Source organism: Campylobacter sp. CFSAN093249, assembly GCF_011067895.1.
GTDB classification, from domain to species: domain Bacteria; phylum Campylobacterota; class Campylobacteria; order Campylobacterales; family Campylobacteraceae; genus Campylobacter_D; species Campylobacter_D jejuni.
The window spans coordinates 84,564-99,082 of record NZ_JAAMWM010000004.1 but is presented as its reverse complement, the minus strand read 5'-3'; the positions used below and the strand labels follow the sequence as shown (position 1 = coordinate 99,082).

Here is a 14,519-nt window from a genome sequence, read left to right as displayed (position 1 = left end):
TCATAAAAAAACTTAAAAAACAATAAATAATTTTTTCTTTATTTTAAAGCTTAAAGTTCTATTTTTAAGTACTTTGAAAAGAAAATCACAGCGTGAAAAGGCTGTGAATAAAGTTGAAATTTTTTTAACCTTAAAAAGATGAAATTAGTCTGATTGTATTTTTTGCAGTTTTGGAGCTATTACAGCTTGACAATATCCTTGATTGGGATTATTTATAAAATAATGTTGATGATAGTTTTCAGCTTTGTAGTAAGTTTGCAATCTTGAAATTTTAGTAACTATTTTTTTGCTAAATATTTTTTGCTGTTCTTCGATGAAATTTTGAGCTAAAATTTTATCTTCTTCATTTTCGTAAAAGATTATTGAGCGATATTGTATACCAATATCTCCACCTTGTTTATCTATACTTGTTGGATCATGAATTTTAAAAAAGAGTGTTAAGATTTCAAGAAGAGAGATTTGTTTTTCATCGTAATTTATTTTGACAACTTCTATGTTACCATCACCATTACACACGCTTTCATAGCTAGGATTTGGATTTCCTCCGCTATATCCAACTTCAGTATCGATTACACCTTTTAGGCGTTCAAATACGGCTTCAACACACCAAAAACAACCACCACCTAAAACGATATTTTTCATTGCGAGTTTTCCTTGAGTTTAGCCCTTTCAAAGGGCTAAGATTATTTGTAGTTTTTGATTGCTTTTTCTAAAATTTCAATTGCAGCTTTTTCATCTTTAAAATCTTGTACTTTAACCCATTTGTTTGGCTCTAAAATTTTATAAGTTTCAAAGAAATTTTTGATTTTATTTAAAGTTGCTTGTGGTAAGTCTGTATAAGTTTTTATATTATCATATCTTGCATCTATTTTTGAATTTGGAACTGCAAGAAGTTTTTCATCCATTCCGCTTTCATCTTCCATGATTAAAACACCAATTAAGCGACAAGGAATCACGGCTCCAGCTTGGATAGGATATTCATTAAGCACTAAAATATCCACAGGATCACCATCATCAGCCAAAGTATTGGCAATAAAACCATAGTTTGCTGGGTAAAACATCGCACTAGCCATAACGCGATCTACCATGATAGCACCACTATCTTTATCGATTTCGTATTTGATGCTTGAGCCGTATGGAATTTCGATTACGGCATTGATTTTATTTGGAATATCTCCGATTTTGATTTTGCTTAAATCCATTTTTTCTCCTTATATACTTTGAATTTTTTTAATCAGTTCTTTCATGTCTGCAACGATAGGTTCGATAGTGCGTTCCCCATCGATAATAAAATGAAGTTTTTTCTTTTGATAAAAATCTAAAATTTCATTTAAAGGTTCTGTATAAACTTTCATTCTATTATAAAACACTTCTTCATTATCATCTGCACCACGATTTCTGCCTAAAACTCTTTCTTTGGCAACTTCTTCGCTTACTCTTACTTCTATGACACCTTTAAGACAAATTTCATTTTGCTCACTTAAAACCTTATCAAATTCCATCATTTGCTCTACACTTCTTGGATAACCATCGATGATGATAGTTTTAGTTGGAGCAGCTTTTAGAGCACAAACTATAGTATTTACAACAACATCTAAAGGAACAAGATTGCCTTTGGATATAAAACTATCTATAGTTTTTCCAAGCTCACTCCCGCTTGCTACTTCAGCTCTTAAAAGATCTCCTGTTGAATAGTGTGTGATATTTGTCGCATCTGCTTGTGCGATTAAACTAGCATCGGTAGTTTTTCCACTACCTGGTGCACCTATGATTAAAAACAATTCTTTCATTTTATATTCTCCCTTAATTTGATTCCTAATTCTCTCATTGCTTCATTGCTAGCAGGCGATGGTGCATCTGTCATTAAGCATTGCGCTCTTTGGGTTTTTGGAAAGGCTATAACCTCTCTTATACTGTTTGCTCCTGTAACTAGCATGATGAGTCTATCAAGTCCTATAGCGATACCTCCATGTGGTGGAGCACCAAAACTTAAAGCATTAAGCAAGAAGCCAAATTTTTCTTTTTGTTGTTCTTCATCGATATTTAAAAGTTTAAATACTTTTTGTTGAATATCGTTTTTATGGATTCTTATACTACCTCCACCTAGCTCAACGCCATTTAACACTACATCATAAGCAATAGATGAAATTTCTTCTAAATCAGTCTCATCGATATTTTTTGGCATGGTAAAAGGATGGTGCATCGCAGAATAACTTCCGTCATCATTTTGCTCAAACATAGGAAAATCAACAACCCATAAGAATTCCAAGGCATTTGGATCTATGAGTTTTAACTCGTTGGCTAAGAAAATTCTAAATCTTCCCATATAATCAAGCACGGTTTTTTTAGCTCCTGCACCGAAAAATACCACATCTCCTACTTCAAGCTCACAGCGTTTGCTTAGCTCATTTAAATCTTCTTCACTAAAGAATTTACAAAGTGGACCTTTAAGCCCATCTTTTTTAACTTGTATGAAAGCTAAGCCCTCTGCACCAAATTTACGCACAAATTCTTCAAATCTTTGCATTTGTCTTTTTGAAAAAATAGTATCGCCTTTTGGAACGCGTATGGCTTTGATGCGATTTTTCTTTGTATCTTTGGCAATATTTGCAAAAATTTCATTATTTGACTTAGTGAAAATATCAATCACATCAATAAATTTAAGATCAAATCTTAAATCCGGCTTATCAGAGCCATAATTTTCCATAGCGTCTTTGTATTGCATTTGTCTAAAAGGGGTTTGAATTTCTTTGCCGCAAGCTTTGAAAATATCTTTTAAAAAAGTTTCAGCTACCTTGATCACATCTTTTTGTTCGCAAAAGCTCATTTCAACATCAATTTGTGTGAATTCAGGTTGGCGATCAGCTCTTAAATCTTCATCTCTAAAACATTTTGCAATTTGAAAATAACGATCAAAACCGCTACACATTAAAAGTTGTTTGAAAAGCTGAGGGCTTTGTGGAAGAGCATAAAATTCACCCTGATGCACACGAGAAGGCACGAGATAATCTCTTGCGCCTTCGGGAGTAGCTTTGGTAAGAATAGGGGTTTCAACTTCTAAAAATCCCATATTTGCCAAAGAATTTCTAGCTGCTATACAAGCTTTAGAACGCAAGGCAAAATTTTCATAAAGTTTAGGATTTCTTAAATCTAAAAAGCGATATTTTAAGCGTAATTCTTCATTTACACTTTCATCAGCGATAGCAAAAGGAGATACGGCACTTTCATTTTCTATGGTAAGTTTAGAAACAACTACTTCGATTTCTCCTGTTTTTAACTTAGGATTTACAAGTCCTTCGCCACGCGGACGAATAGTACCTTCTGTAATAAGTACAAATTCATTTCTTGCATTGGAAGCGATTTCATGAGCTTCTTTACTATCATTTGGATCGCAAACAAGTTGGATAATACCGCTTCTATCTCTTAAATCTATAAAAATAACTCCACCATGATCGCGGTAGCTATTTACCCAACCGCAAAGTTTAACGCTTTGACCAACATGGGAAATTCCCAAGTCTGTATTATAATGACTTCGCAAATTTATTCCTTGAAAAAGATTTTTTAAGATAATGAGCAAAATTATAGTATTTTTATTCTTTTGCTTTGCTAAGATTTGATATAATTTTTTATGCAAAATAAAATAGATTATAAAAATATTAAAAAAATTGGACTTGTTACGCGACCCAATGTGAGTTTAGATAAGGAAATTTTAAAACTTCAATCGATTTTATCTATATATAAAGTTGAACTTGTATTGCTTAAAGAAAGTTCTGAAATTTTAGATTTGCCAAAGTATGGATTGGATGATTTGTTTAAAATATCCGATTTTGTTATTTCTTTAGGTGGAGATGGAACTTTGATTTCTTTATGCCGTAAAGCTTGTGAATATGATAAAGCAGTTTTAGGAATTCATGCTGGACATTTAGGTTTTTTAACAGATTTTAAAGTTGATGAAGCTGAAAATTTTTTTCAAGCTTTTTTTCAAGGAGAATTTAGAATAGAAAAGCCTTATTTGTTAAGTATTTTTTTAGAAGATAGGCAAGGAAAAATTTTAGAAAAATTGGCTTTTAATGATGTGGTTATCAGTAAAAACAATCAAGCTTCTATGGCTCATATAGAAGTTTTTAGAAAAGAAAAGAAATTTAATGAATATTTTGGAGATGGGCTTATTGTTGCAACTCCTGCGGGTTCAACAGCTTATAATTTAAGTGCAAATGGACCCATAGTTTATACTTTAGCTCAAGCTTTTATCTTAACTCCTGTTTGTTCTCATTCTTTAACACAACGCCCTATTGTCTTGCCAAAAGGTTTTGAAATAGAGATTATGGCAAAGGATTGCATGCTTTGCATTGATGGGCAAGAAAATTATAAAATGAATGATTTTAAAAGTATAAAAGTGGGTTTAAGTGATAAAAATGTGGCTTTAATTCACCCAAAAAATAGGGATTATTTTCAAATTTTAAAAGAAAAATTACACTGGGGAAATTGATGATAAATAGAATTTTTATGAAAGAAAATCTTGGTTTTAAAAAGGCTGAGCTTGAAATTTCTAAAGGGCTTACGGTTTTTACAGGCCTAAGCGGAGCTGGAAAATCGGTCTTGTTTAAAGGAATTTTATCCGCATTTTCTTTGAGTGAAAGTGAGGCTAAAATTGTCGAAATAGAAGTAGATGATAAGTTGGATTTAGAAAGTTTTGGTATAGAAAGTGAAGAGGAGAATGTTTTTAAGCTCTTAAAAGAAAAAAACACAAAATATTTTATTAACAATCAAAGCATAGCGAAAAAAAGTTTGCAAAATTTAAGTAAAACTTTTATTAAGTATTTAAGCGCAAAGGAAAATAACGAATTTGGAAATGAAAAATTTTTAAATCTCTTAGATGCCTTGGAGATGCAAGAAAATACAAATTTTGTTTCCTTTTTAGAAGATTTTAAAAAAGATTTTAATACTTATAGTCAAATTTCTAATGAGCTTAATGCAATTTTAGAAGAAGAAAAAAAAGTAGAAGAATTAAAAGAACTAGCTAGAGCACAAATTGAAAAAATTTCAAGCATTAATCCTAAAATAGGTGAGTATGAAGAGCTTTTAATACTTAAAAAAAAGCTTTCTAAAAAAGATAAATTAGAAGAAGCTTGGAGTAAGGCAGAGCGTATTTTTGAGCTTGAAAAAGTTGTTATTGAAGCTTTAAATTTAAGCGAAGTTGATGCGAGTTTTTTTAGTGAATGTTTAAATGAATTGCGTGTGATTTGCGAAAATCAAAAAATGGAAGATTTGGATTTTGATGTGGAGGCGCTTTTAGATCGCATTGAAAATTTATCCTATCTTATCAAGCGTTATGAAAGCATAGAAAATGCTTTAGAAGTTTTAAAACAAAAAAAATATGAGCTAGAGCATTATGAAAATTTAAGTTTTGAAAAAAAAGAACTTGAAAAAAAATTTCAAGAATTAAAACAAAAATTAGAAGAAAAAGCACAAATTTTAACTCAAACAAGAAAGAAAAACCTTAAAAAATTAGAAAAATGTTTAAATAATTATCTTAAAGATCTTTATATGAAAGATGCAAGTTTGACGCTTAAAGAAAATGAAAAAATTTCAATTTTAGGCAAAGATGAGATAATGCTAGATATTAATTTAGCTCATTTAAAAAATTTAAGTTCGGGTGAATTAAATCGCTTAAGACTTGCTTTTATAGCCACAGAATGTAATATTTTAAATGCAGGCAAAGGGATATTATTTTTAGATGAAATTGATGCAAATTTAAGCGGAAAAGAGGCTATGAGTATAGCTAAGGTTTTAGAGGAACTTTCTAAGTTTTATCAAATTTTTGCTATTTCTCATTTGCCTCAACTTTCCTCTAAGGCACATAATCATTTTTTAGTTGAAAAAAATGGTGAAGAAAGTAAGGTAAAAAAGCTTGATCAAGAAGAAAGAATTAAAGAACTTGCTAGGATGGTAAGTGGAGAGCTTGTTAGTGATGAAGCGATCGAATTTGCTAAGACCTTATTTAAGAATTAAGCGGATTTTTTATTTTGCTATGTTAAAATATATAACTATAAAAATTTCCTTTCTTTTGAAACAAATATAATAAAAAATTTTAGATATAAAGGTATTTTACACACTATGAATAAGAAAATTTTAATTATTGATGACAATAAAATGCTCGGCAAACTTTTGGCTAAAAAAATTCAAATGACTTTAGATTATGAGGTAGATATTGCTTTTGGTTTTGCTGAAGCTAAGGAGTTAATGAATAATGATTATTTTTTAGCTTTTGTGGATTTATGCTTGCCAGATGCCCCAAATGGTGAAGTTGTGGATTATGTTATAGAAAAGAAAATTCCTGCTATTGTTCTTACGGCTAGTGGTGATAAGGCTACTAAAGAAAAATTTATGGATAAAGATATATTAGATTATATTTTTAAAGAAAGTGAAACTTGCATTGATGAGATTATTAGTTCTATTGTAAAACTTAATCAATATGCAAAAACTAAAGTGATTGTAGCTATGAGCAAGCTACCTGAACGTAATGAAATTAAAAAAATACTTACTCAAAGACAATTTAATGTTTTAGCTGCGGCTCATGGCGAAGAAGCAATGAGTTATTTAAATGATAATAATGATGTTAAGCTTATTATAGCAGATGTCAATATGCCAGTAATTAGCGGTTTTGAGCTTTTGACTCAAGTAAGAGAACGTTTTAGTGATGATGAATTAGGTGTGATTCTTTTGGGGGATCATAATGATTCATTTGAAGTGAATTCTTTTAAAAATGGAGTTAATGAGTATTTGTTTAAGCCTTTAAGCAAAGAAAGTTTTAATTGTCGCTTAGATCGTTGTTTATCTTACATGGATGATAAAAAATTTTTAAGCACTTATAATGTTTTAGATCTTGTATCTGGGGTTAAAAATTATAATGCTTTAATCGATGGAATAGATGATTATTTTAACGAAATAGCAACAAAAGACGAGGAATTTGCTTTTGCTTTCTTAGATATAGATAATCTTCAAATGATTAACGATGAATACGGCCGTGAAGTTGGTGATGAAGTAATTAAAATCTGCGCCAATGAAATAGTTAATGAAACTAAAGGAAGAGATCTTGTAGGTAGATATAGTGCAGAAAAAATTTGTATTTTGCTTAAAAATATATCTCAAGAAAGAGCGATTAAAATCTTTTCTCGTATACGAGTAAATATAAAAAAAGCTGGTGTTTTAGTTAATTTAGATGAAGTCTTTTTTACAGCTTCTATAGGCGTGGTTTTTGGAAAAAGTGGAGATAAGATTGATTCTTTGGTTGATAAAGCAAGTAAAATATTGTCTCAAGCAAAAGATAACGGCAAGGATAGAGTTGAAGTATGTTCTTAAATCTTGATTTTCAAGATGGTTTAAGGATTGTTGATACGCATTGCCATCTAGACAGTGAAGCATTTAAAGATGATTTAGATGAAACTTTAAATCGTGCTTTTAAAAATGGTATAGAGAAAATTATCATACCTGGTGCTGATATAAAAGACTTGCCTTATGCAGCTACAATTGCTCATAAATATAAAAATATTTTTTTTGCAGCAGGGGTGCATCCTTATGAAATTGATAATTATGATGAGAAAATTTTAAGGCAGTATTTATGCGATGAAAAGTGTGTAGCTGTAGGTGAATGTGGGCTTGATTATTTCCGTTTTAAAAGTGATCTTGCTGAAGAAATTCAAAAAGAAAAAGAAAATCAAAAAAAGATTTTTATCGCACAGCTTGAACTTGCTATTGAATTTAAAAAACCTGTTATCATTCACTCAAGAGAAGCAAATCATGATACTTATGAGATTTTACATGGGTATTCTAAGGATCTTGTAGGAGGAGTTTTACACTGCTTTAATGCAAGCGAACATTTACTAACTCTTTTTGAAGATGGATTTTATTTTGGTATTGGGGGAGTTTTAACTTTTAAAAATGCTAAGAAATTAGTTGAAATTTTACCTAAAATTCCAAAAGATAGACTACTACTTGAAACTGATGCTCCATATCTTACTCCAGAGCCTTATCGCGGTAAAAGAAATGAACCTTTGTTAACTCAATTTGTAGCAAACAAAATGTGTGAAGTATTGAATTTATCAAGAAAAGAACTTCTAGAAATTTGTTTTAACAATTCTGAAAAATTATTTTTTAAAGGTTATTAATGAAAAAAATTTTATTGTGTTTTTTAATATGTTTTAATTTTCTTTTTGCACAAATTAATACTCCTGAATTTTATGAAAGACAAATGAATGTTTTAAGAAATTTAGATATTAATCCAAGTTTTATCAGTGATTTGATTTTTGTGCAAACTCAACAAGATATAAAATCAAAACATGCTCAAACTTTAATAGATAGTATGCAAAATTTTTCAAAAGTTACTCCTATGATAAGAAAAATTTTAGCCCAGCAGGAAGTTCCTGATGAGATTTTGTATCTAGCTATGGTTGAATCAGGCTTGAAAACTCATAGCGTTTCTAATGCCAAGGCTGTAGGGGTTTGGCAATTTATGCAACCAACAGCTAGAAATTTGGGTTTAAGAATCGATGCTTATGTTGATGAAAGGCGTGATCCGGTTAAGTCAACTTATGCCGCTACAAATTATTTAAAAGAGTTAAAAGAAGAATTTGGCAAATGGTATTTGGCACTTTTAGCTTATAATTGCGGAAATGGCAAGCTAAGACAAGCTATCAAGCAAGCAGGAAGTGATGATTTAAGTGTTTTATTGAACCCTGATAAGAAATATCTTTCTTTAGAAACTAGAAATTTTATAAGAAAGATTTTAACGCTTGCTTTTTTAGCTAATGATAGGGATTTTTTACTAGATAAAGATGCGTCTTTAATGAATTATGCTTTAAGCAATGAATTTGCAAAAGTTGATGTGCCTTCTTCTGCATCTTTAAAAGAAATAGCTAAAAATTTAAATATGGATCTTGCAACTTTTAAGAAATATAATCCACAATTTAAACATAATTTTACGCCTCCTGGTAAAGGGTATTATATGTATATACCACTTAATAAAGTAGCATTTTTTGATAAAAATTTTAAAGCAGAAAAACTTGCAAAGGTTGATACAACTATACCTATGACAAGAACTTATACCGTTAAGTCTGGTGACTCTTTATATAAAATAGCAAAAAATTATAATATAAGTGTTGATGAAATTCGAGAATTCAATAAAATAGCAAAAAATCATCTTAGCATTAATCAAAAATTAATTATACCAATCAAGGAGAATAAAAATGCAAATAAAAACAATTACACTAAAGTTGTCAGCCGTTAGTCTAGGGGCTTTATTTTTTAGTGGTTGTTTAGGCACTAGTTTTTTTTCTAGCTTGGATAATGCTCAAGTGTATTATCCTTCAAATGATTTTAAAAGCAGTCCTAGTTCTTCAGGGACTAAAGGAACGATGAAGCCTTATACTATCAACGGTAAAACTTATTATCCTACTGTTGTAGCAGTAGGCGAAACTGCTGATGGTATTGCGAGTTGGTATGGGCCAGGCTTTCACGGCAAGAAAACCTCTAATGGCGAAACCTATAATCAAAATGCTTTAACCGCGGCTCATAAAACTTTACCTATGAATACCATCTTAAAAGTAACCAATCTAAATAACAATCGTCAAGTTACCGTTCGTGTGAATGATAGAGGTCCTTTTGTAAATAATCGTATTATAGATTTATCAAAAGGAGCTGCTAGTCAAATTGATATGATTGCTTCAGGAACAGCTCCAGTAAGGCTTGAGGTTATAGGGTTTGGATCAAGTAATTCGGGTAATAATATTGTACATTCTAATGTAAACTATGGAAATAGTGGAGAGATTGCAAATAATGGACAAATTTATGAAGGTGGAAATTTCATGGTTCAAATTGGAGCCTTTAAAAACCCAGCTGGAGCACAAACGATAGCAGCAAGATATAAAACTTATAGAACTTATAGCTCTACTATACGCACAAGTTCAGTGGATGGGTTAAATCGCGTTTTCTTAACAGGCTTTAGAAGTGAAGATGAAGCAAGGGATTTTGCTGCAAGTGGTGCATTTGCAGGTGCATTTGTTGTAAGAGAGTAAAAATTATGACAGAATTGATTTTTTTGGATGTAGATGGCTGTTTAACTGATGGAAAAATTATTTATACTTCTAATGGAGAATTTATTAAAGAATTTGATGTAAAAGATGGAGCGGCTATCGAGGCTTGGCTAAAGCTTGGTAAAAAAATTGCTATTATTACAGGTAGAAATTGTCCTTGTGTTGAAAAAAGAGCTAAAGATTTAAAAATAGAAATTTTATATCAAGGTATTAAGGATAAGTTAGCTTGCGCAAAAGAAATTTTACAAAAACTTAATTTAGATTTTTCTCAGTGTGCGGCTATTGGGGATTATTTTAACGATAAGGCTTTGCTTGAAAGTGTAGGACTTAGTTTTAAGCCAAAAGATGGTCATAAAGATTTAAATGTAGACATAATGCTTAGCAAAAAAGGTGGTAAGGCTGCTGTAGCACAGATGATAGAAATTTTAGTAGAAAAAAATCATCTAGAAGAAGAATGGAATAAGCTTTGGCTATAAAAATTTTTGGAATTTTAATTGCTCTTTTTACAATTACTTTTACGATTTTAAGTTTGCAAGATCCGTATTCTTTAAATTTGCAAACTAATGCTTTAAATTTTAAAAATATTGAGGCTAAAAATTTGAAAGCTTATGAGAGTAATGCTAGTACAATTAAGGCATATTATAAGGCAAATTCTTGGGTGAGATATGCAGATAGAGATGAATTTAATGATTTTATTACTTTAAATTTAGATTTTAATCTTAGTGCGAATCGTTTAGAGTTTTTCAATAAAGATATGAGCAAGGTTTTGTTTGAAGGAAATGTTACTTATATAGGTTCTAATAATGTCAAAATTATTTCTCAAGAGGTAGAATACCAACCTAAGGATAAAATTTTACACACAAATACTAATTTTAAAGCTCTGATCAATGGAAGTATTATTAACGGAAATACTTTAAACTATGATGTAAAAAACAAAATTTTAAATATCCAAGGAGTAAATGCGTGGTTGCAAGACAAATAATTTTATTGTTAGCTTGTGTAAGTGTAACTTGGGCAACTCAAATTGAAGTAAAAGCTTTAAATTTTTACTCAGATGAAAATAAGGGTGAAAGTATTCTTAGTGGAAATGTAGAAGTAATTAGAGGTGATGATATTTTAAATTCTGAAAAATTGATTATTTATACGGATAAAAATCGCAAACCTATTCGTTATGAAGCAATGCAAAATGCTAGGTTTAAGATTGTTTTAAAAGGTAAAACTTATAAAGGTAGTGGAGATAAATTTATTTATAATGTTATTAAAGATACTTACGAGATTAATGGTCATGCTTATATAAATGAGCTTGGAAGCAATCAAAAACTTTTTGGTGATAAAATAATAGTCGATAGAAAAGCTAATATTTATCGAGTGGAGAGTAAGGATCAAAAACCTGCTCGTTTTGTGTTTGATCTTAAAGACAAATGATAATTAGTGCTAAATTTATCACTTCTTTAGTGAAATTTGATGAGAATTTGAGCTCAAATTTTAGTGAAGTAGCATTTTTGGGGCGTTCTAATGTCGGAAAAAGTTCTTTAATCAATTCTTTGTGTAAACAAAAAAATTTAGCCAAAAGTTCGGCAACTCCTGGAAAAACTCAGCTTATAAATTTTTTCGAAGTAGCTTGCAAAAGAAATGAAGAAAAATTTAATATCAATTTTATCGATTTACCAGGGTTTGGTTATGCAAAGGTTTCTAAAAATTTAAAAGAAATATGGAATCAAAACTTAGATGAATTTTTAAAATTAAGAACCTCGATAAAGTTATTTATACATTTAATCGACTCAAGACATACTCATTTAGAGATCGATGTAAATTTAAATGACTATTTGAAAAGATTTTTACAACCTGATCAAAAAATTTTAAAAGTTTTTACCAAATGCGATAAATTAAATCAAAGTGAAAAAGCTAAGTTAAAAAATGAATTTAAAGACTCTATTTTAGTTTCAAATTTGAATAAATTTGGCCTTGATTCTTTAGAAGATATTATTATCAATCAAACTTTAGGTCTTGATAAATGAGAAGAAATTTAAGTGCTTATAAAGCAAAATTTAATGGAGCTTATGTCTTTTTAGGATTTTTTTTTCTAATTTATCAGATTCTTGGTTCGACTTTTGTATATACCCCGTTACTTTATGGGATTTTTTTCTGTTATATGTTTTGCTTATTAGAAGAGAGAGAGAGAACTTTTTCAAAGCTTGATTTTAGATGGTATTTTTCTTTATTTTTTTTATTTTTTACTGATATAACTTATAATTTTTTTATTTTTTCATCTTGGTTGGCATTTTTTATTTTTTATTATCTTTGTGCAGATTGGATTAAGACAAATTTAAAAATTGGTAAATTTATCCCTGTTGTTTTTGTGCTTTGTGCTTACGGCATTATTTTGTTTTTGGATATGATATTGTCTTATATTGGAGATGAAAAAATTAAAATTTTAGGATGGGCGTATATTGTTTCAGTTTTTATAGAATGTTGTTTAGCTTATGTGTTTTTTAAAGGTAAAATTTAAATGAGAATGCGTTTAGTTGTTGGATTTATACTATTGTTTTTTATATTTTTATTAAGTCGTGTGTATTATTTGAGTATAAAATCAAATGTATATTATGAAGAGCTTGCTAAACAAAATGCCATAAAAACTGAATTTTTACCACCTGTTAGGGGTCAAATTACAGATAGAAATGGAACTTTATTGGCTATTAATGATTTGGGTTTTAGTATTTCTATTAAACCTTATTTAAGTATTAAAAAGTCAAATAAAGGAATTTTAGATAAAGAATTATCTGAACTTACAAATTTATTTCCCGATTTAAATGCTAGTAAATTAGCAGAAATTTATAAGAGAAATGATTCTTACTATAATCAAGATTTTATTAAAGTTGTAGATTTTATACCCTACGATGAGATTATTCCGCATTATTCAGAGTTAAATCTTAATAAAACAATAAAAATAGATCCTGTTGTAAAAAGAAAATATCCTTTTGGAAAATTGGCTTCGCATATTATTGGGTATGTAGGTAAGGCAAATTTGCAAGATGTTCAAGAAAATGAAATAGCAAAACTTTCTAACTATACGGGAAAAAGCGGTATAGAACGCTATTATAATGATATTTTACAAGGAGAAAAAGGAACTAGGGTTTATAAGGTTAATGCCTTAAATCAAGAAGTAGAACAGCTTTCTTACACTCCTGCTATGTCTAATGATATAGAACTTACGATAGATATAGAGCTTCAGTCTTATTTAACTTCATTGTTTGAAGGGAATGCTGGAGCTGCTATAATTATGAATGTAAATGATGGATCTATTTTAGCTGCAGGGAGTTTCCCTGAATATGATCTTAATCCTTTTGTAACAGGGATTTCTTTTAAGGATTGGGATGAGCTTTCAAATAGTCTTGATCATCCTTTTACAAATAAACTTATAAATGGATATTATCCTCCAGGTTCTGTTGTAAAAATGGGAGTAGGGCTTTCTTTTTTAAATTCTAAAAATATTAGCCCGTCGACTCATTATGTTTGCAATGGAAGCATTGAGCTTGGAGGCAGGTTTTTTAGATGTTGGAATCGATCAGGCCATGGACCTGTGGATTTAAAACATGCGATAAAATATAGTTGTGATGTTTATTTTTATAATGGCAGTTTGCAAGTTGGAATCGATCAAATAAGTGAAACTTTATCTCGCATTGGCTTTGGAGTGAAAACAGGGGTAGATTTACCTAGTGAATTTGTAGGAACTTTACCAAGCAAAGAATGGAAGATGCAAAGATATAGACAATCTTGGTTTCAAGGTGATACTTTAAATACAGCTATAGGTCAAGGTAATTTTCTTGCAACACCTATGCAAATTGCTAGATATACGGCTCAAATCGCAAAAGGTGGAGAGGTTATACCTCATTTTTTAAAAAGCATAGAAAATAATAATACAACCATAGAAAATCAAATGGATGAAAATAAAAAAGAAATTTTTACTTTGTTTGAAAAGAGTCAATTGCCTTATATAAGAGATGCAATGTATGCCGTTGCCAATGAGCAAGGAGGAACCTCTTATCGTTATTTGCATAATCTTGATGTGAAAGTTGCAGCAAAAACAGGAACCGCTCAGGTTGTGGGATTTTCACAAACAGATAAAAATAGGGTCGATGAAAAACAATTTGAGTATTATACTAGATCTCATGCGTGGCTTACTTCTTATGCTCCTTATTCTAAGCCAAAATATGTAGTTACCGTTCTTTTGGAGCATGGTGGGAGAAATATTACTTCAGGGGCAACTGTAGCTAAAATTTATCAAAAAATGATTGATCTTGGATATTTTAAATAATTTTTAGTTGTAAATTGAGTTTTTCAAAAAAAACTTTTTTAGCAATTGGTTTAAAAACCTTGTATTAAATAAATTATAAGTTTAATACAAGGAAAATTTATCTATATTAACAA

Annotated in this window: 16 protein-coding genes; 12 read left to right on the top strand and 4 right to left on the bottom strand. The window is 30.0% G+C overall.

What is annotated here, in order from left to right; all coding sequences use genetic code 11:
* Positions 1–144 precede the first annotated feature (144 nt).
* Genes msrA through aspS form a run of 4 tightly spaced genes read right to left on the bottom strand, consistent with a single transcriptional unit; the run spans position 145 to position 3,538 of the window.
* Positions 145–642 carry a peptide-methionine (S)-S-oxide reductase MsrA gene (gene msrA / locus FBF10_RS02800; protein ID WP_002855174.1) on the bottom strand — a complete coding sequence of 166 codons (498 nt, stop codon included), beginning with the start codon at positions 640–642 and terminating at the stop codon, positions 145–147.
* A 41-nt stretch (positions 643–683) separates the two neighbouring features.
* Positions 684–1,202 (bottom strand): inorganic diphosphatase, encoded by a 519-nt coding sequence (gene ppa, locus FBF10_RS02795; RefSeq protein WP_002855031.1) that lies wholly within the window; start codon positions 1,200–1,202, stop codon positions 684–686.
* Positions 1,203–1,211: 9 nt separating this feature from the next.
* Complete coding sequence (locus FBF10_RS02790; protein ID WP_002855137.1) at positions 1,212–1,790, bottom strand: adenylate kinase; 579 nt, start codon at positions 1,788–1,790, stop codon at positions 1,212–1,214.
* On the bottom strand, positions 1,787–3,538 hold the full coding sequence (gene aspS / locus FBF10_RS02785) for an aspartate--tRNA ligase (RefSeq protein ID WP_002888472.1): 1,752 nt from the start codon (positions 3,536–3,538) through the stop codon (positions 1,787–1,789). Before aspS ends, FBF10_RS02790 begins: the two co-directional genes overlap by 4 nt.
* Positions 3,539–3,628: 90 nt before the next feature.
* Here aspS and FBF10_RS02780 point away from each other — a divergent pair, with 90 nt between their 5' ends.
* From FBF10_RS02780 to mrdA, 12 genes are all read left to right on the top strand, one after another.
* Positions 3,629–4,489 (top strand): NAD(+) kinase, encoded by an 861-nt coding sequence (locus FBF10_RS02780; protein ID WP_002858573.1) that lies wholly within the window; start codon positions 3,629–3,631, stop codon positions 4,487–4,489.
* Positions 4,489–6,012, top strand: a complete 1,524-nt coding sequence (locus FBF10_RS02775; RefSeq protein ID WP_002888469.1) for an AAA family ATPase — start codon at positions 4,489–4,491, stop codon at positions 6,010–6,012. The genes FBF10_RS02780 and FBF10_RS02775 overlap by 1 nt, the downstream gene beginning before the upstream one ends.
* A 105-nt stretch (positions 6,013–6,117) precedes the next feature.
* Positions 6,118–7,362 (top strand): bile resistance response regulator CbrR, encoded by a 1,245-nt coding sequence (cbrR, locus tag FBF10_RS02770; RefSeq protein WP_002888467.1) that lies wholly within the window; start codon positions 6,118–6,120, stop codon positions 7,360–7,362.
* Positions 7,353–8,168 carry a TatD family hydrolase gene (locus tag FBF10_RS02765; RefSeq protein ID WP_002852210.1) on the top strand — a complete coding sequence of 272 codons (816 nt, stop codon included), beginning with the start codon at positions 7,353–7,355 and terminating at the stop codon, positions 8,166–8,168. The genes cbrR and FBF10_RS02765 overlap by 10 nt, the downstream gene beginning before the upstream one ends.
* Positions 8,168–9,286 (top strand): lytic transglycosylase domain-containing protein, encoded by a 1,119-nt coding sequence (locus tag FBF10_RS02760; RefSeq protein ID WP_002852087.1) that lies wholly within the window; start codon positions 8,168–8,170, stop codon positions 9,284–9,286. Before FBF10_RS02765 ends, FBF10_RS02760 begins: the two co-directional genes overlap by 1 nt.
* A complete protein-coding gene (locus FBF10_RS02755) occupies positions 9,246–10,073 on the top strand; it encodes a septal ring lytic transglycosylase RlpA family protein (protein WP_002852227.1) in 828 nt (275 codons plus the stop codon). The genes FBF10_RS02760 and FBF10_RS02755 overlap by 41 nt, the downstream gene beginning before the upstream one ends.
* Before the next feature lie 5 nt (positions 10,074–10,078).
* Positions 10,079–10,567, top strand: coding sequence for an HAD-IIIA family hydrolase (locus FBF10_RS02750; RefSeq protein WP_002859584.1), 489 nt, complete (start codon positions 10,079–10,081; stop codon positions 10,565–10,567).
* Positions 10,558–11,073: a hypothetical protein gene (locus tag FBF10_RS02745; protein WP_002859585.1), complete on the top strand. Its 516-nt coding sequence runs from the start codon at positions 10,558–10,560 to the stop codon at positions 11,071–11,073. The genes FBF10_RS02750 and FBF10_RS02745 overlap by 10 nt, the downstream gene beginning before the upstream one ends.
* Complete coding sequence (locus FBF10_RS02740; protein WP_002859586.1) at positions 11,055–11,516, top strand: LptA/OstA family protein; 462 nt, start codon at positions 11,055–11,057, stop codon at positions 11,514–11,516. Before FBF10_RS02745 ends, FBF10_RS02740 begins: the two co-directional genes overlap by 19 nt.
* Entirely contained in the window at positions 11,513–12,109 is a 597-nt protein-coding gene (gene yihA / locus FBF10_RS02735) for a ribosome biogenesis GTP-binding protein YihA/YsxC (protein ID WP_002888465.1), read from the top strand. The genes FBF10_RS02740 and yihA overlap by 4 nt, the downstream gene beginning before the upstream one ends.
* Positions 12,106–12,600, top strand: coding sequence for a membrane protein (locus FBF10_RS02730; protein ID WP_002852364.1), 495 nt, complete (start codon positions 12,106–12,108; stop codon positions 12,598–12,600). The genes yihA and FBF10_RS02730 overlap by 4 nt, the downstream gene beginning before the upstream one ends.
* A complete protein-coding gene (gene mrdA / locus FBF10_RS02725; RefSeq protein WP_020246915.1) occupies positions 12,601–14,406 on the top strand; it encodes a penicillin-binding protein 2 in 1,806 nt (601 codons plus the stop codon).
* Positions 14,407–14,519 lie beyond the last annotated feature (113 nt).